The sequence below is a fragment of the Bradyrhizobium sp. AZCC 1577 genome (assembly GCF_036924575.1).
Classification (GTDB): domain Bacteria; phylum Pseudomonadota; class Alphaproteobacteria; order Rhizobiales; family Xanthobacteraceae; genus Bradyrhizobium.
This window is the reverse complement of sequence record NZ_JAZHRQ010000001.1, coordinates 449,409-464,873: the sequence shown is the minus strand read 5'-3', so window position 1 is coordinate 464,873 and position 15,465 is coordinate 449,409. Positions and strand designations below refer to the sequence as shown.

Genomic DNA, 15,465 nt, shown 5'->3' with positions numbered 1-15,465 from the left:
TATCCTTTCGTCGCGGTCGGAGACGCTGCGCCCCACTGGCCGCACCCGGGTTTGTTTGTTACAACGCGCGCCGCGTTCGGTTCAATGGAACCGCGCCTCAATAGAAACGGACCGGGCCTGAACCCCGGCCTCCAAGGAGAAGTTTTATGATTTCACGCCGTACCGCGATTTGCCTGGCCGTCATCGGCCTTTCCACTGCCGCTTCGATCGGCAGCGTTTCGGCGGCGGATTATCCGACCCGGCCGGTGAGATGGGTCGTTGGATATCCGCCGGGTGGCGCGACCGATATCATTGCGCGGCTGATCGGGCAGCGGCTCTCCGAGCGGCTCGGCCAGCAATTCGTGATCGAGAACAAGCCCGGCGCCGGCAACAATATCGCGACCGAATCCGTCATCAACGCCGAGCCGGACGGCTACACATTGCTGCTGGTCAATCCCGCGAACTACATCAACGCCACGCTCTACTCCAATCTGAAGTTCAACGTGGTCCGCGATCTTGCGCCGATCGCGGCGTTCAATCGCGTGCCGAACGTGATGACGGTGAACAAGGACGTGCCGGCCAAGACGGCCGCCGAGTTCATCGCCTATGTGAAGGCCAATCCGGGCAAGGTGAACCTGGCTTCGTCCGGCAACGGCACGTCCGTGCATCTATCGGGCGAAATGTTCATGGCGATGTCCGGCGCCAAGATGCAGCACGTGCCCTATCGCGGTGCCGCGCCCGCGATCACCGATCTGCTCGGTGGCCAGGTCCAACTGATCTTCGACAACATGCCTTCCATCCTCCAGCATGTCCGCGCCGGTTCGGTGCGGGCGCTGGCCGTCACCAGCACGACAAAGTCGCCGCTGTTGCCTGATGTGCCGGTGCTCGCCGACACCATCCCCGGCTATGAGGCGAGCGCGCTGTTCGGCGTCGGTGCACCGAAGAACACGCCGAAGGAAGTCATCGCCAAGCTGAACAAGGAGATCAACGAGATCCTCGCCGAGCCGGCGATCAAGGCCCGCCTGACCGAGCTTGGCGGCGAGCCGCTGATCGGACCGCCGGAGGCATTCGGCAAGATGATCGTGGCCGAAACCGAAAAGTGGAAGAAGGTGATCGAGGAAGCCAAGGTTGAAAAGGTGCAGTGATCTACGTCACGGAACATAGGCGCAGCCGCGGTGTTTTATGGCAAAGGCGACGCGGCCTTGCGTCCTGTGAAGGAGATCGAAGATGCGCAGTGCAATACTAGCGACATTGGCGCTGACGGTGGCGACAGTCGCCACCGTCGCGGGCAGTTCACCCGCGGCGGCGTATGACTATCCCTATTGCCTCCAGGGTCGCACGATCGGCATTCCTGGCGACTGCTCCTACAGCAGCTATGGTCAGTGCATGGCATCGGCGTCGGGGCGCGGGCTCTACTGCAACGTCAATCCACGCTTCGCCTATGGGCAACAGCAGCGGCGGATGCGGGTTTATCGGGATTATTGATCGCGCCTCGCAAGCCTTCCGCATGATGGCCGGGCGAGAGCGCTGTTCGCGCTGAACGATCCGGCCATCGGTGTCTCTCTCTTCCGCCACTCCCGACTTCGTGATGCACACGCCGGCTTGACGGCGTTTTGTTTGCATCTATACTAAACCACATGGTTAAGTATCAGGAAGACGTTCTCGACCGCACCTTTGCCGCACTGTCCGACCCAACCCGGCGCGCGCTGCTGGCGCGGCTTGGCGATCGCGAAAGCCTGTCGGTCAGCGAACTGGCCAAGCCGTTTTCGATGTCGCTGCCCGCGATCATCAAGCATCTCGATGTGCTGTCCGATGCCGGCCTGATCGCGCGCGAAAAGACCGGACGCACGGTCGCGTGCCGGTTGACCGCCGAGCCGATGGAGCAGGCGATGGACTGGCTCAACCGCTACCGGCGCTTCTGGTCCGACGCGCTCGACCGCCTTGCCGCTTTTGTGGAGGAAGACCCATGGCCACCCAGTCAAGCCTTGCCAAGCACGATACTGCCCGCGACGCCGAACTCGCCGCGCGGCCCGGCCTCACGCTCACGCGCCGGTTCAGCGCGGCGCCCGAAAAAGTCTACGCCGCGTGGGCCGACCCGCAAAAGCTAGTGCAATGGTTCGGGCCGACCTCCGTCGAGGAGGGCTCGGTCAAGGCCGACATCGATCTGCGCGTCGGCGGGCGCTACCGCATCAGCTTCCGCGCCAATGGCGATTACAACGAGGTCGGCGGCGTCTATCGGGAGGTCGTTCCGAACGAGCGGTTGGTGTTTAGCTGGGCATGGCATTCCACGCCGGAGCGGGAATCGCTGGTTACCATCTCGATCAGGCCGGAAGGAAGCGGTTCGCTGCTCGTCTTCAATCACGCGCAGTTCGTCGACGAGAAAGCGCGCGACAATCACCAGCGCGGCTGGACCGAATTCCTCGTCAAACTCGAAAACTATATGGCCTGAACGAGGAGCCTGCCATGCCATCGAACGCCGTTGTTTCCCGCGAGGAATGGATCGTCGCCCGCAAGGCGCACCTTGCGCGTGAGAAGGAATACACCCGAGCGCGCGAGCGTCTGAGCGAAGAACGGCGCGCGCTGCCCTGGGTCAGGGTCGAAAAGAACTACGTATTCGATGGGCCCGGCGGAAGGGTCTCGCTCGGCGACCTGTTCAAGGGGCGGAGCCAGCTCGTGGTGCAGCACCTGATGTTCGCGCCCGACTGGAGCGAGGCCTGCAAGAGCTGCTCGTTCTGGGCAGACGGTTCGAGCGCATGATCCCGCATCTGGCCGCCCGCGACACCACGATGGTCGCGATCTCGCGCGCACCGCTGCAAAAGCTTACCGCATTCAAGCAGCGGATGGGCTGGACCTTCGATTGGCTGTCGTCGGGTGCAAATGAGTTCAATTACGATTACGGTGTCTCGTTCACACCCGAGCAGCTCAAGTCAGGCGCCACGCTCTACAATTTCGGCACGACTCCCTTCGGCGGCGAAGAGGCGCCGGGCATCAGCGTGTTCTACCGCGACGAGGCCGGGAACGTCTTCCACACCTATTCCTGTTTCTCGCGCGGCCTCGACATGATGAATGCCGCCTATCACTATCTCGACCTCACCCCGCTCGGGCGTCACGAGGAGGGCCTGCCGTATCCGATGGACTGGGTGCGACTACGTGACCAATACCAGCCGTCACAGGTTCAGGCATCCTGTTGTCATGGTTAGTCGTCGCTAGCCCCACATTCCCAGTCGTCATTCCGGGATGGTGCGCAAGCACCAGACCTCAGATGTGCAATTGCACATCGGGGAATCTCGATATTCTCAGGTGCGCAATTGCGCACCACAGTTCGATGCTGCGCATCTCCCGAGATGACGTCGTATCGACAGAAATACCGGAGAGTAATGCAATGCCTTACGTCGATGGCTTCATCGTCGCCGTGCCGAAGAAAAATCTCGAGGCCTACACCCGCTTGTCGAAGAAGGCCGGCAAGATCTGGCGCGAATATGGCGCGCTCGACTATCGCGAATGGGTTGCTGAGGACGTCAAGGTCGGCAAGGTCACGTCGTTTCCGCGCGCCGTGAAGCTCAAGCCGGGCGAAACCGTCGTGTTCGCCTGGATCACCTACAAGTCGCGCGCCCAGCGCGACAAGATCAACGCCAAAGTGATGGCGGACCCGCGGCTTAGCGAAATGATGGATCCGAAATCGAAGCCGCCGTTCGACGGGAAGCGGATGATCTATGGCGGATTCGAGAGCCTGGTGAAGGTGTAGGCGGAGCTTCGCCGGTGCATCAGCCATGTTTCGGGGGGCGGCCGGTGGAAAGCTGGGGCCAAGCCCGGCGGTTCGTTCCATTGTGATACAACTGTCAAACAAGCCCTTTAGGACATCCGGTACCGCAGCCACGGATACCGGATTGAAATGGCCGAGATCGAGATTCGGGCGCTTCGCAAGGCTTTTGACGGCGCCGAGGTTCTGAAAGGCGTCGATCTCACGATTCAAGACGGGGAGTTCATCTCCCTCGTCGGCCCATCCGGGTGCGGCAAATCCACGCTTCTGCGCGCTATCGCCGGTCTCGAACCGCAGTCCTCCGGCGAAGTCCGGATTGATGGTGTCAGTGCCGACGGCATCAGGCCGAGCGCGCGCAATCTGGCAATGGTGTTCCAGTCCTACGCGCTTTATCCGCACCTGAGCGTGTTTGACAATATCGCCGTTCCGCTGCGGATGAAGCGCCTGTCTGCGCTGGAGCGGGCGCCGTTCGTGGGCCGGCTGATGCCGAGCCGCCGCCGCGCCGAACGCATCATTCGCGACGATGTCGAAAGGGTGGCCGAGCAGCTCGAAATTTCGCCGCTGCTGAAGCGCAAGCCCGGGCAATTGTCCGGCGGTCAGCGCCAGCGCGTTGCCGTCGGCCGCGCCATCGTGCGTCAACCGCGCGCGTTTCTGTTCGACGAGCCGCTATCCAATCTCGACGCCAAGCTTCGCGTGCACATGCGCGCCGAGATTGCCCAGTTGCACCGCCAGCTCAAGACGACCTTCATCTATGTCACCCATGACCAGGCCGAGGCCATGACCATGTCGGGCCGGATTGCCGTCATGATCGGCGGCGAGCTCATTCAGGTCGGCACGCCCGCCGCTGTCTATGACGACCCCTGCGATATCCGCGTCGCCGAATTCGTCGGAACGCCGAAGATAAATGCATTTCCCGGTCGTATCCGCAGCGATGGCCGGTTGGAGATGCTCGGACATGTTCTCCATATGGCGACCGCGGCGCCGGAAGGAGAGTGCCGCATCTGCGTCCGGCCGGAGCGGATCGAGCTGGCTTCGCACGGATTGCTTTCCGGCACGGTCGTGCATCTGGAAAATCTGGGATCGGAAGCCTTCGTCCATATCGGCAGCGCGGGCACGGATGCGCCTGTGGTGGCGCGCGTCAACGACCCCAGTCAGTTGCCCGCGATCGGGGCCACCGTCGGCTACGGTTTTGCGCCGGAGGCGGTTCGCGCCTTCGACGCTGATGGCAAGCGCATCGTGACTTCGGTCCCGTCGCGCGTCGAGCGGCCGCGGGAGATGGCCGTTGTCTGACGCCGCCACCGCGCTGCAGGGAGTGGCGATGGCGCCACGCGTCCCAGCGCGGGTGATTGCCAGTTTCCGCCGGACAGGGCGATCGCAGGCAGCCTATGCGCTGGCCGCGCCAGCCTTCGTGCTGATGCTGCTGATGCTGATCGGCCCGCTCGCCGGCGTGATCGCGCTCTCGTTTACCGACTATCAGCTCGGCGCGCCGGCGTTCTCCTGGATCGGCCTCTCGAACTACCGGGAGATGTTCGCCGACCGGGTGTTCTGGATTTCGCTGAAGAACACGCTGACCTATGTCGCGATCGTAGTGCCCGGCGCGGTGGCGCTCGGGCTCGGCGTTGCCCTCCTGATCCAGAGCGGCGCCGGGCTCAAGAGCTGGTATCGCACCGTCTACTTCCTTCCTGTCATGGCGACGTTGATTGCGATGGCGATCGTCTGGGAATTCATGCTGCATCCGCAGTTCGGCCTGGTGAATGGACTTTTGCGCGTCGCCGGCCTGCAGGGCCATAGCTGGCTGCAGGATCGCGGCACCGCGCTTTATTCGCTGTGCGTGATCGGTATCTGGCAGGCCACTGGCTTCAACATGGTGCTGTTTCTCGCCGGCCTCGTCTCGATCCCGAAGCATCTCTACGACGCGGCCGAGATCGACGGCGCCGAAGGCGCGTGGTCGCGTTTCCGCCTGGTGACGTGGCCGATGCTCGGGCCGGTCACCCTGTTCGTGGTGGCGATCTCGGCCATCCGCTCGTTCCAGGTGTTCGACACCGTTCAGGTCTTGACCAAGGGCGGCCCCTCGAAATCGTCGGAAGTACTTATCTACACGATGTATACCGAAGGGTTCGAGTTCTTTCGCTCCGGTTACGGCGCGGCCGTTACCGTCGTGTTCCCGGCCTTCGTGCTGCTGCTCACCCTGCTCAAATCGGCGCTCGGCAACCGGGAAGTGCACTACGCATGACGCCGCGGGCTCGCATGCTTCTGTGGTCTGCGATCCGGCACATCGTGCTGCTGGCGGGAGCGCTGGTGATGCTGACGCCGTTCATCTGGATGGTGTCGACCGCGTCAAAACCTCAAACCGAGATTTTTTCATCCGATCTGCACCTGATCCCCTACCACTTCGCGCTGTGGGACAATCTGCTGATAGCTTTCGCCAAGGCCGATCTATGGCGCTATCTGCTCAACGGCTTGATCGTCACGGCCTCGATCTTCGGCCTTCAGGTGCTGGTCGCCCTGCCGGCCGCCTACGCCCTCGCCAAATTGCGCTTTCTCGGCCGTGACGTGCTGTTCGCGCTCGTAGTGTTTTGCATCCTTATTCCGCCGCAGGCGACCGCGATCCCGGTCTTCCTGCTGCTGCATAAACTGGGTGTTCTCGATAGTTATGCGGCGCTGGTTCTGCCGTTCACGATCTCGGTGTTCGGGATTTTCCTGATGCGCCAGTTTTTCAAGACCGTGCCCGACGACCTGATCGACGCCGCGCGAATGGACGGGATTTCCGAGTTCGGCATCGTCTGGCGCGTGATGCTTCCGACTGCGATTCCGGCGGTGACCGCGTTCGGCATCTTCTCGGTGGTCGCGCACTGGAACGATTATTTCTGGCCGCTGATCGTGCTGAACAGCGAGCATTTGCAGACGCCGCCGCTTGCGGTCGCGCACTTCCGCAACAATGAGGCCGGCACCAATTACGGCCCGCTGATGGCGGCGGCGATGGTCATCATCGCCCCGCTCGTCATCGCCTTCCTGTTCGCCCAGCGGCGCTTCATCGAAGGCATCACGCTCACCGGCATCAAGTAACCGAGTTTTTTCAAACCTCAGGAGACGACAATGTTCAGAACATGGATTGCCGCAGCCGCCCTTTCGCTCGCCGCCGGCCTCGCGCATGCGCAGACCGAAGTCGTCGTTCAATACCCCTATGCCGAATTGTTCGAAGGCACGCACAAGCGCATCATCGAGGAGTTCGCCAAGGTGCGGCCGGACATCAAGGTCACGCTGCGTGCGCCCTATGATTCCTACGAGGAAGGCACCCAGAAAGTGCTGCGCGAGGCGGTGACCAACCAGATGCCTGACGTGAGCTTCCAGGGTCTCAATCGCATCCGCGTGCTGGTCGACAAGAACATTCCGGCCGAACTCGACGGCTATATCGCGGCCGAGAAGGATTTCGACAAGCAGGGCTTCCATCAGGCGATGTTCGATATCGGCACGGCGAGCGGCAAGGTCTATGCGCTGCCGTTCGCGATTTCGCTGCCGATCGTCTACGTCAATCTCGATCTGGCGAGGAAGGCCGGCGCCGACCCGGCCAATCTGCCGAAGACCTGGGACGGGCTGATCGATCTCGCCAAGAAGATCAAGACATTGGGCCCTGATATCAACGGCATCACCTACGCCTGGGACATCACCGGCAACTGGCTGTGGCAGGCGCCGGTGTTTTCGCGCGGCGGCACCATGTTGAACGCCGAGGAAAACAAGGTGGCGTTCAACGGGCCGGAAGGCCAGTTCGCGATCAGGACCCTGGCGCGCCTTGTCAGTGAAGCCGGCATGCCCAATCTCGACCAGCCGGCGATGCGCGCGACCTTTGCCGCCGGCAAGACCGGCATTCACGTCACCTCGACCTCCGACCTCAACAAGACCACGCAGATGATCGGCGGCAAGTTCGAGCTGAAGACCCACACGTTCCCGGACGTGGCATCGCCGAACGGCCGGTTGCCGGCCGGCGGGAATGTCGTGATGATCTTGGCCAAGGACAAGGCCAAGCGTGACGCAGCCTGGGAGGTCGTGAAATTCTGGACCGGCCCGAAGGGCGCTGCGATCATGGCGGAGACCACCGGCTACATGCCGCCGAACAAGGTCGCCAACGACATCCACCTGAAGGATTTCTACGTCAAGAATCCGAACAATTACACAGCGGTCAGCCAGCTCGCGCTGCTGACCAAATGGTACGCCTTCCCCGGCGACAACGGTCTCAAGATCACCGACGTGATCAAGGATCATCTCAACTCCATCGTGACGGGTGCTCGCACCAAGGAGCCGGAAGCCGTGCTCGCCGACATGTCGAGCGACGTGCAGAAGCTGCTGCCGAAGACGGTGGGTTCGGTGCGTTGACGACAACTGCCTTACCAGGAACCGCTGCGGCTACCACGCCACGCCGCGGCGGTCGCTAGCAGGGAGACATGGTTCGATGAAATTCGTCATTCTCACCGACACTCATTTCGTCGCCCGTGGCCGTAGGCTTTACGGGCTGGATCCCACCGAGCGGCTTGGCGCGGCGGTCGAGCGGATCAACCGCGATCATCCGGATATTTCCTTTGTGATCGTGACCGGTGACCTTGCCCATTGGGGCGAGGACGCCGCTTACGAAAATCTCGCCTCGGTCCTGGCGCGGCTGAAGGCGCCGACCATCCTCTTGATGGGCAATCACGATAAGCGCGGTCCGTTTGGCCATTTCTTCCCCGGCGTGCCCCGCGACGAATCCGGCTTTGTGCAGTCCATTCATTTGTTCGATGCTGCCACGATCGTCACGCTGGATACGCTGAACGAGGCCGCCCCTGATCATGCCGGATGGCTGTGCGAGGCGCGGCTCGCGTTCCTCGAACACGCGCTCGGCTCGGCACCAGCCGATCGCCCGCTTCTGCTGTTTCAGCACCATCCGCCGTTCGATGCCGGGTTGCGCTACATGGACGACATCAAGCTCGCCAATCCCGAGGCCGAATGGGACGTGATCGCACGCACGCGAAAGCCGGACTATCTGTTCATGGGCCATCTGCACCGGCCGATCTCGGGCGTCTGGCGCGGCATCCCCTTCCACATCCAGCGCGCGCTATCGCATCAGGTGGCGTTCGACCTCGATACGGCGGATCACATTCCCGGGTCGCACGAACTGCCGGACTATTCGCACGTGACCGTCAGCGCCGGGCAGGTGGTGATTCACCAATGCTCGTTCCTTTACGATGGACCGCTGTTTTCGTTGCAGGACCGCGCCGCAATCGAATGGACCGACCGATAACGCCGGGTAAGGCCGGGCACGCCGCGATCGGCCGTCAGCCCGGCCGGGACTGCGCTTCCAATTGCCGGCTGTAGCGCGACATTGCAAAGCAGAACACGAAATAGATCAGCCCGACGAACACGTAGACTTCAACGCTGAACTGCTGCCAGGCGGGATCGATGATGGAGGTCTTCGCCGTCGTCAGCAGGTCGAAGATACCGATGATCAGCACCAGGCTGGTGTCCTTGAAGAAGGCGATGAACGTATTCACCAGTGGCGGGATCACATGCCGAATCGCCTGCGGCAGGATGATCAGGCCGTTCTTCTTCCAGTAGGTGAGTCCGAGCGCGTCGGCGGCGTCGTGCTGTCCTCTCGGAATGGCCTGAAGGCCGCCGCGGATGACTTCGGCAAGATAGGCGCCGGCGTACAGTATGAACGCGATCTGCGCCCGGAGCAGTTTGTCGATGTTGACGCCGTCGGGCAGGAACAGCGGAAACATCACGCTCGCCATGAACAACAGGCTGATCAGGGGAACGCCGCGGATCAACTCGACATAGAGCACGCAGAGCGACCGGATCGCAGGCAATTTTGAACGGCGGCCCAGCGCCACCACGATCCCGAGCGGGAAGCCGAACGCCAGCCCGAACGTCGCCAGGATCAGCGTCACCGGCAGCCCGCCCCAGCGATCCTGTGAAACGTAGGACAGCCCGAAGACGCCGCCCCACATCAAGACGCCAATCAGGACCAGCGCCGCCGCCCACACCAATACCAGTTCCTTGCGCCACCAATTGCGCCGGCTCGACACCCAGAACAGCGCAATGAAGGTGAGGCACACCAGCGCCGGCCGCCACTGCTCATTGAAGGGGTAAGTGCCGAACAGGATGAAGCGATATTTTTCAGGGATCACAGCCCAGCAGGCGCCGAGCCCACGGATCGACCGGCAGGGGCCGGTCTGGTTGCCGGAAACGATCCAGATTGCATTCCAGTAGCCCCACTGCACCAGGCTGACGAACGCCTTGGCGAGCAGCGCGATCAGGAGCACGGAAATGATGCTTGACGTGACCGAGGCGAACAGGTTCGCGCGCAGCCACCGGATGGCGCGACCGGCCGGTGTCCTGCGGGGTCGCGCGTCGAAGGGTAGCGGATTTTTCGGAGCGTCCGTGATCGACGTCATGGCATCAGCGCTCCACCAGCGCGATGCGCGCATTGTACCAGTTCATGAACAGGCTGATGCCGAGGCTGATGGTGAGGAACACGGCCATGATGAGCGCGATGGCTTCGATCGCCTGTCCGGTCTGGTTCAGCGTGGTATTCGCGATCGACACCACGTCCTGATACCCGACCGCAACCGCAAGCGAGGAATTCTTGGTCAGGTTCAGGTATTGGCTGGTCATCGGCGGAATGATGACGCGGAGCGCCTGCGGCAGCACGATGCGCTGAAGCACAAAGCTACGGCGCAGGCCGAGCGCATTCGCGGCGTCCCATTGGCCCCGTGGAACAGCCTGAATGCCGCTGCGCACGATTTCGGCGATGAACGCCGAGGTGTAGGTGACGAGCGCGATCAGCAGCGCAAAATATTCCGGTGCGAGTGTCAGTCCGCCGACAAAATTGAAGCCGCGCAGTTCGGGCAACGTGATGGTCCATGACGCGCCGAGGCCAAACGACACCAGCGCCGGCAGGCCGACGAGCAGGGCCATCGCATAGGGCCAGAACGGACGCGCCTTGCCGTCCGCCATCTGCCGCGCCACTAACTGCCGTCGCAATAGATACAGGGCGCCCAGGCCGGCAGCGGCCGCAGCGATGACCCACAGATTTGCTTCCTCGATCGGAATCGCTGGCAAGACCAGGCCTCTGTTCGACAGAAAGACGCCTTCGATCGGCTTCCAGGCCGCGCGTGCCGCCGGAAGTCCCTGCATCAGCACGTACCAGAACAACAACTGCAGCAGCAGCGGAACGTCGCGCAGCACTTCGACGTAGACCGCAGCCAGCCGCGACAACAGCCAGTTCGACGACAGCCGCGCGATGCCGATCAGCGTGCCAAGCACGGTCGCGAGCACGATGCCGATGACCGCGACGCGGAGCGTATTGACGATGCCGACGATGAAGGCGCGGGCGTAAGGATCCCTGGGGCTATAGGCAAGCCAGCTATCCGCGATCGGCATTCCGGCCTCGCGGCCGAGAAAGGCGAAGCCGGTCGAAATCCGGCGCACCGACAAATTGTGCAGGGCGTTGGACCAGAGCCAGCCAACGATCGCGACCGCGATGGCGACCACCACGATCTGCCAGACGAGGCCGTTGATCTGCTGGCGATTCAGGCGGAGGCGCATCCGCCGGCGGCGAGGGAATTCGGGCGTGGATGTCGTCACAGCACAAGGATCCTCGACTTAAGCGGCGATGACTTTGAGCAACGATGTATTGCAGCAGCGACCTTCCAGTAGCGATCTTCGGCGATGGGCCCGCAAGGCGCATTTCAAATGTTGCACCAAAATGAATTCTGTGCAACATATGTTTCATGGCGCAGCTCCGGCCGAAATCCTCGCCGCTGAACGATTTGTGCAGTGCGCTGCCATCGTTGCCGATGCGGCTGCAGCAAGTCGGCCGGTTCGTTGCCGCCAATGACTATGACGCCACCACGCGCTCGATGCGTGATCTCGCCGCCGAGGCCGGCGCCGATCCCGCCGCTTTCACCCGGCTTGCAAAAGCGCTCGGCTATTCCGGATGGGACGAATTGCGCGCCGCGCTGACCGAGGCCCGCCGGCCCGCGCAATCTTCGCCGTTTTCGGGTCGCGCCAAAGGCGGCGGGAAAGGGCCCAACGCCGAGATGTCGCTGGTCTCCGACAAGCTGGAAGCCGAGGCGGCAGGTCTTGCGCGCATTTCGGCCGGCTCGGTGGCCAATGCGGCCAAGGCTCTGCACGCCGCGCGGCGCATCTGGATCGCCGGCTTTCGGAGCTGCCGCAGCGTTGCGGAATTGCTCAATTATCAGCTCCGCCTGTTCCGGCCGGACGCGGTGCATCTGGTCGGCGGCTCGGGTCCCGAAGATCTCGATCTGGGCGCGTTCCATAGCGGCGATGCCGTCGTCGTTATCGGGTTTGCGCCCTATTCGAGGGCAAGCGTTTTGTCGGCGCGGGCGGCCCATGATTCCGGCGCCACGCTGGTTGCGATTGCCGATACGATTACGGCGCCTATGGCGGAGGGGGCTGACCATCTGTTGCTGTACGAGGCCGCCGCGTCGCCGGGATTCTTTCCGAGCCTCACCGGCGCCATCGCCATCGCACAGTCGCTGGCCGCCGTGACCTTCGTGCTGGGCGGCGCCGGCGCCAAGCGGCGCCTCGAAGAGACCGAAGGCCGGTTGGCCGCGCTGTCGCAATATGTCGCGGAGAAAGGTTGATCGCCATGGGAGCCAGCAAAAGCCGGTTGCTGCACCGAAGCCTGCGTGAAACGCCGCCGAAGGCCATCGGCGGCGATGGCGTCTGGCTGGTCGCCGAGGATGGCAGACGGATTCTGGATGCTTCCGGTGGCGCGGCCGTCTCCTGCCTCGGCCACCAGCACCCTCGCGTGCTCGAGGCCATGACGCGGCAGGCATCGAAGCTGGCCTTTGCCCATACCGGGTTCTTCTCGTCGGAGCCCGCCGAAGCGCTGGCTGAGGCGCTCGTTGGCGACGAGCCCGGCGGCCTGGCCTACGCCTATCTCGTCAGCGGCGGGTCGGAAGCGATCGAGGCCAGCATCAAGCTGGCGCGGCAATACTTTGTCGAAAGCGGCCAGCCGCAACGCCAGCGCTTCATCGCGCGCCGCCAGAGCTATCACGGCAATACGCTGGGCGCGCTCGCCGCCGGCGGCAACGCCTGGCGGCGCGAGCCCTACGCGCCGCTATTGTCGTCGGCCTTCAGCCACGTGACGCCGGCGTTCGCCTATCACGAAAAACGTGACAGCGAATCCGAGGCGGATTTCGTGGCGCGACTGGCGGCCGAGCTCGAAGCCGAATTCCAGCGCCTTGGTCCGGATACAGTGGCGGCATTCATTGCCGAGCCGGTGGTGGGCGCCACCGCCGGATGCGTGCCGGCGCCGGAGGGATATTTCCGCGCCGTCCGCGAGATCTGCGACCGGCATGGCGCGCTCTTGATCCTAGACGAGGTGATGTGCGGCATGGGCCGCACCGGCACGCGCCACGCCTGGGAGCAGGAGGGCATCGCGCCCGATATCCAGACCATCGCTAAGGGGCTTGGCGGCGGCTATCAACCGATCGGCGCCATGCTCGCCGGCGGGCGCATCGTCGATACGATCCGGGATGGCTCGGGCGCATTCAAGCACGGCCACACCTATCTGGCGCATCCGCTCGCCTGTGCCGCGGCGCTCGAGGTGCAGCAGGTGATCGATGACGAGCAACTGCTCGACAGGGTCAAGGATCTTGGCCGCCAGCTCGAACGGCGCCTGACCGAGCGTTTCGGCAATCACCGCCACGTCGGCGATATCAGGGGGCGGGGCCTGTTCCAGGCCATTGAGCTCGTCGCCGATCGTGCCGCCCGCGCGCCGTTCGATCCTGCGCTCAAGCTCCACCAGCGGATCAAGGCCGCCGCGTTCGAAGGCGGCCTTGCCTGCTATCCCTCGGGTGGAACGGCGGATGGCCGCAGCGGCGACCACGTCCTGCTGGCGCCGCCCTATATCGCGACATCAGACGATATCGACATGATCGTCGACCGGCTGGGTCACGCCGTCGACTGGGCCTTGAAGAGTGTTGGTCATTAGGAGGAGCAGAATGAAGAGAATCATCATCGCTACAGGCTTGCTCGCCGCGTCGGGCTTGATGGCGCAAGCCGCAACGCTCGATACGGTCAAACAGCGCGGCACGCTGGTGTGCGGCGTCAGCATCGGCTTCGCCGGGTTCTCCACCCCGGACTCGCAGGGCAATTACAAGGGGCTCGACGTTGACTATTGCCGCGCCTTGGCGGCCGGTGTGCTCGGCGACGCCAGCAAGGTGCGCTATGTCGCGCTCACGGCGCAGAACCGCTTCACGGCTTTGCAGTCGGGCGAGATCGACGTGCTCTACCGCAATTCGACGCAGACCTATCTGCGCGGCGCAACACTGGGGCTGCGGCAGGGGCCGGTCAATTTCTACGACGGCCAGGGTTTTGTCGTAAGGGCCGACGCCGGCGTAAAGGACCTCAAGGGCCTCAATGGCGCCACCGTCTGCGTCGCGCAGGGCACGACCCATGAAGTGACGCTCGGCGACTACGGCCGCGCCAACGGCATCGAATGGAAACCGCTCGTGTTCGACCGCACCGATACCATGTACCAGACGTTCTTTGGCGGGCGCTGCGATGCCATGACCCAGGACGCTTCCGCGCTCGCCGGCGCGATCACCACCGCGGCTTCCAATCCGGCCGACTACACCGTGCTGCCGCAGACCATCAGCAAGGAGCCGCTCGGGCCGTTCACCCGCAACGGCGACGACGTGTGGACCGACATCATCGCCTGGCTTCACTATGGCTTGATCGAGGCGGAAGAGCTTGGTGTCACCGCTGCCAACGCCGAACAAATGGCAAAATCCAATGTGCCGGCCATCCAGCGGCTGCTCGGTACTTCGGGCGAGCTCGGCTCGCGATTTGGCCTCGACAACAAATGGATGCTGCAGGCGATTAAGGCGGGCGGCAATTACGGCGAGATCTTTGAGCGCAATGTCGGCAAGGCGAGTCCGCTAAAACTCGATCGCGGCCTCAACGCGACCTGGACCAAGGGCGGCCTGATGTACGCTCTGCCGTTCAAGTAGTGACACGTTGCGGCGCGGCGGGTTGACACAAGTCGCGCCGCAGCCAGACTGACCCATATGCGCATTACCCTGATCCACGCCCTGAAACACTCGATTGCGCCGATCGAGGCTTCCTTCGCCAGGCTTTGGCCGGAGGCCCGCCTGATGAATCTGCTCGACGACAGCCTGTCGGCCGATCTGGCGCGTGACGGCGGGCTCACCGACGCGATGACCGCGCGTTTCCTCCAGCTTGGACGCTACGCCGTCGGTACCGGATCGGATGCGATCCTGTTCACCTGCTCGGCGTTCGGTCCCTGCATCGAAGCCGTCGCACGGGCCCACGCCCCGATGCCGGTGCTCAAGCCCAATGAAGCGATGATCGAGCAGGCCGTCGCGCGTGGCCGCAGGATCGGGCTGTTGTCGACGTTTCCGCCGACGCTCGCCTCGATGCCGCCGGAGTTTCCGTCGCAGGTCGAGCTGGTGCCGATACTGGCGGAAGGCGCGTTAGCCGCGCTCGATCGCGGGGATCGCGCGACCCATGACCGCCTGGTGGTGGAAGCATCGAGGAGCTTGGGCGACTGCGACCTGATCGCGCTCGCCCAGTACAGCCTGGCGCCAGCGGCAGACGCGGTCGCCGAGGCGACGGGACGGCCGGTGCTGACCACGCCCGACAGCGCGGTGCAGAAACTTATGAAGATGCTCGGCGTGGACCGAACCTAGGCTTCTTCCTCG

General features: G+C 63.4%; 16 protein-coding genes and 1 pseudogene. 15 read left to right on the top strand and 2 right to left on the bottom strand.

From position 1 onward, the window contains the following. Positions 1–146: 146 nt before the first annotated feature. From V1278_RS02145 to V1278_RS02095, 11 genes and pseudogenes are all read left to right on the top strand, one after another. Positions 147–1,124 carry a Bug family tripartite tricarboxylate transporter substrate binding protein gene (locus V1278_RS02145; protein ID WP_334365970.1) on the top strand — a complete coding sequence of 326 codons (978 nt, stop codon included), beginning with the start codon at positions 147–149 and terminating at the stop codon, positions 1,122–1,124. A gap of 82 nt (positions 1,125–1,206) precedes the next feature. After that, complete coding sequence (locus V1278_RS02140) at positions 1,207–1,464, top strand: DUF3551 domain-containing protein (protein ID WP_334365971.1); 258 nt, start codon at positions 1,207–1,209, stop codon at positions 1,462–1,464. Positions 1,465–1,616: 152 nt separating this feature from the next. Next, positions 1,617–2,087, top strand: a complete 471-nt coding sequence (locus V1278_RS02135) for an ArsR/SmtB family transcription factor (protein WP_334365972.1) — start codon at positions 1,617–1,619, stop codon at positions 2,085–2,087. Further along, the gene (locus V1278_RS02130; RefSeq protein ID WP_334369102.1) at positions 2,087–2,428 is read left to right on the top strand and encodes an SRPBCC family protein; all 342 of its coding nucleotides are present in this window, start codon (positions 2,087–2,089) and stop codon (positions 2,426–2,428) included. Before V1278_RS02135 ends, V1278_RS02130 begins: the two co-directional genes overlap by 1 nt. Positions 2,429–2,442: 14 nt before the next feature. Further along, positions 2,443–3,179: pseudogene (locus tag V1278_RS02125) on the top strand (DUF899 domain-containing protein). 182 nt (positions 3,180–3,361) lie between these two features. Further along, a complete protein-coding gene (locus V1278_RS02120; RefSeq protein WP_334365973.1) occupies positions 3,362–3,724 on the top strand; it encodes a DUF1428 domain-containing protein in 363 nt (120 codons plus the stop codon). A gap of 147 nt (positions 3,725–3,871) precedes the next feature. Next, positions 3,872–5,029, top strand: coding sequence for an ABC transporter ATP-binding protein (locus V1278_RS02115; RefSeq protein ID WP_334379553.1), 1,158 nt, complete (start codon positions 3,872–3,874; stop codon positions 5,027–5,029). A 28-nt stretch (positions 5,030–5,057) separates the two neighbouring features. Continuing rightward, positions 5,058–5,972 (top strand): carbohydrate ABC transporter permease, encoded by a 915-nt coding sequence (locus tag V1278_RS02110; RefSeq protein ID WP_334369104.1) that lies wholly within the window; start codon positions 5,058–5,060, stop codon positions 5,970–5,972. 14 nt (positions 5,973–5,986) lie between these two features. Beyond that, positions 5,987–6,805 carry a carbohydrate ABC transporter permease gene (locus V1278_RS02105; RefSeq protein WP_334365975.1) on the top strand — a complete coding sequence of 273 codons (819 nt, stop codon included), beginning with the start codon at positions 5,987–5,989 and terminating at the stop codon, positions 6,803–6,805. Between the two features lie 30 nt (positions 6,806–6,835). Then, positions 6,836–8,110, top strand: coding sequence for an ABC transporter substrate-binding protein (locus V1278_RS02100; RefSeq protein ID WP_334379552.1), 1,275 nt, complete (start codon positions 6,836–6,838; stop codon positions 8,108–8,110). Positions 8,111–8,186: 76 nt separating this feature from the next. Further along, complete coding sequence (locus V1278_RS02095) at positions 8,187–9,011, top strand: phosphodiesterase (RefSeq protein WP_334379551.1); 825 nt, start codon at positions 8,187–8,189, stop codon at positions 9,009–9,011. Between the two features lie 34 nt (positions 9,012–9,045). Here V1278_RS02095 and V1278_RS02090 read toward each other — a convergent pair whose 3' ends face one another. Next, a complete protein-coding gene (locus V1278_RS02090) occupies positions 9,046–10,164 on the bottom strand; it encodes an amino acid ABC transporter permease (protein WP_334379550.1) in 1,119 nt (372 codons plus the stop codon). A 4-nt stretch (positions 10,165–10,168) separates the two neighbouring features. Further along, the gene (locus V1278_RS02085; RefSeq protein ID WP_334379549.1) at positions 10,169–11,356 is read right to left on the bottom strand and encodes an amino acid ABC transporter permease; all 1,188 of its coding nucleotides are present in this window, start codon (positions 11,354–11,356) and stop codon (positions 10,169–10,171) included. A gap of 146 nt (positions 11,357–11,502) precedes the next feature. Between V1278_RS02085 and V1278_RS02080 the strand changes: the two genes are divergently transcribed. From V1278_RS02080 to V1278_RS02065, 4 genes are read left to right on the top strand one after another with little or no spacing between them, the layout of a single operon-like run. After that, a complete protein-coding gene (locus V1278_RS02080; protein WP_334379547.1) occupies positions 11,503–12,378 on the top strand; it encodes a MurR/RpiR family transcriptional regulator in 876 nt (291 codons plus the stop codon). 5 nt (positions 12,379–12,383) lie between these two features. Further along, entirely contained in the window at positions 12,384–13,733 is a 1,350-nt protein-coding gene (locus V1278_RS02075) for an aspartate aminotransferase family protein (protein WP_334379546.1), read from the top strand. 10 nt (positions 13,734–13,743) lie between these two features. Then, positions 13,744–14,754, top strand: coding sequence for an amino acid ABC transporter substrate-binding protein (locus V1278_RS02070; RefSeq protein ID WP_334379545.1), 1,011 nt, complete (start codon positions 13,744–13,746; stop codon positions 14,752–14,754). A 57-nt stretch (positions 14,755–14,811) separates the two neighbouring features. Next, a complete protein-coding gene (locus tag V1278_RS02065) occupies positions 14,812–15,453 on the top strand; it encodes an arylsulfatase (protein ID WP_334379543.1) in 642 nt (213 codons plus the stop codon). Positions 15,454–15,465: the final 12 nt, after the last annotated feature.

Coding starts and splice junctions, on each gene's coding strand:
- V1278_RS02075 (WP_334379546.1), top strand. CDS start 12,384: ATGGGAGCCAGCAAAAGCCGGTTGCTGCACCGAAGCCTGCGTGAAACG.
- V1278_RS02145 (WP_334365970.1), top strand. CDS start 147: ATGATTTCACGCCGTACCGCGATTTGCCTGGCCGTCATCGGCCTTTCC.
- V1278_RS02090 (WP_334379550.1), bottom strand. CDS start 10,164: ATGACGTCGATCACGGACGCTCCGAAAAATCCGCTACCCTTCGACGCG.
- V1278_RS02100 (WP_334379552.1), top strand. CDS start 6,836: ATGTTCAGAACATGGATTGCCGCAGCCGCCCTTTCGCTCGCCGCCGGC.
- V1278_RS02140 (WP_334365971.1), top strand. CDS start 1,207: ATGCGCAGTGCAATACTAGCGACATTGGCGCTGACGGTGGCGACAGTC.
- V1278_RS02115 (WP_334379553.1), top strand. CDS start 3,872: ATGGCCGAGATCGAGATTCGGGCGCTTCGCAAGGCTTTTGACGGCGCC.
- V1278_RS02110 (WP_334369104.1), top strand. CDS start 5,058: ATGGCGCCACGCGTCCCAGCGCGGGTGATTGCCAGTTTCCGCCGGACA.
- V1278_RS02095 (WP_334379551.1), top strand. CDS start 8,187: ATGAAATTCGTCATTCTCACCGACACTCATTTCGTCGCCCGTGGCCGT.
- V1278_RS02080 (WP_334379547.1), top strand. CDS start 11,503: ATGGCGCAGCTCCGGCCGAAATCCTCGCCGCTGAACGATTTGTGCAGT.
- V1278_RS02120 (WP_334365973.1), top strand. CDS start 3,362: ATGCCTTACGTCGATGGCTTCATCGTCGCCGTGCCGAAGAAAAATCTC.
- V1278_RS02070 (WP_334379545.1), top strand. CDS start 13,744: ATGAAGAGAATCATCATCGCTACAGGCTTGCTCGCCGCGTCGGGCTTG.
- V1278_RS02065 (WP_334379543.1), top strand. CDS start 14,812: ATGCGCATTACCCTGATCCACGCCCTGAAACACTCGATTGCGCCGATC.
- V1278_RS02105 (WP_334365975.1), top strand. CDS start 5,987: ATGCTTCTGTGGTCTGCGATCCGGCACATCGTGCTGCTGGCGGGAGCG.
- V1278_RS02135 (WP_334365972.1), top strand. CDS start 1,617: ATGGTTAAGTATCAGGAAGACGTTCTCGACCGCACCTTTGCCGCACTG.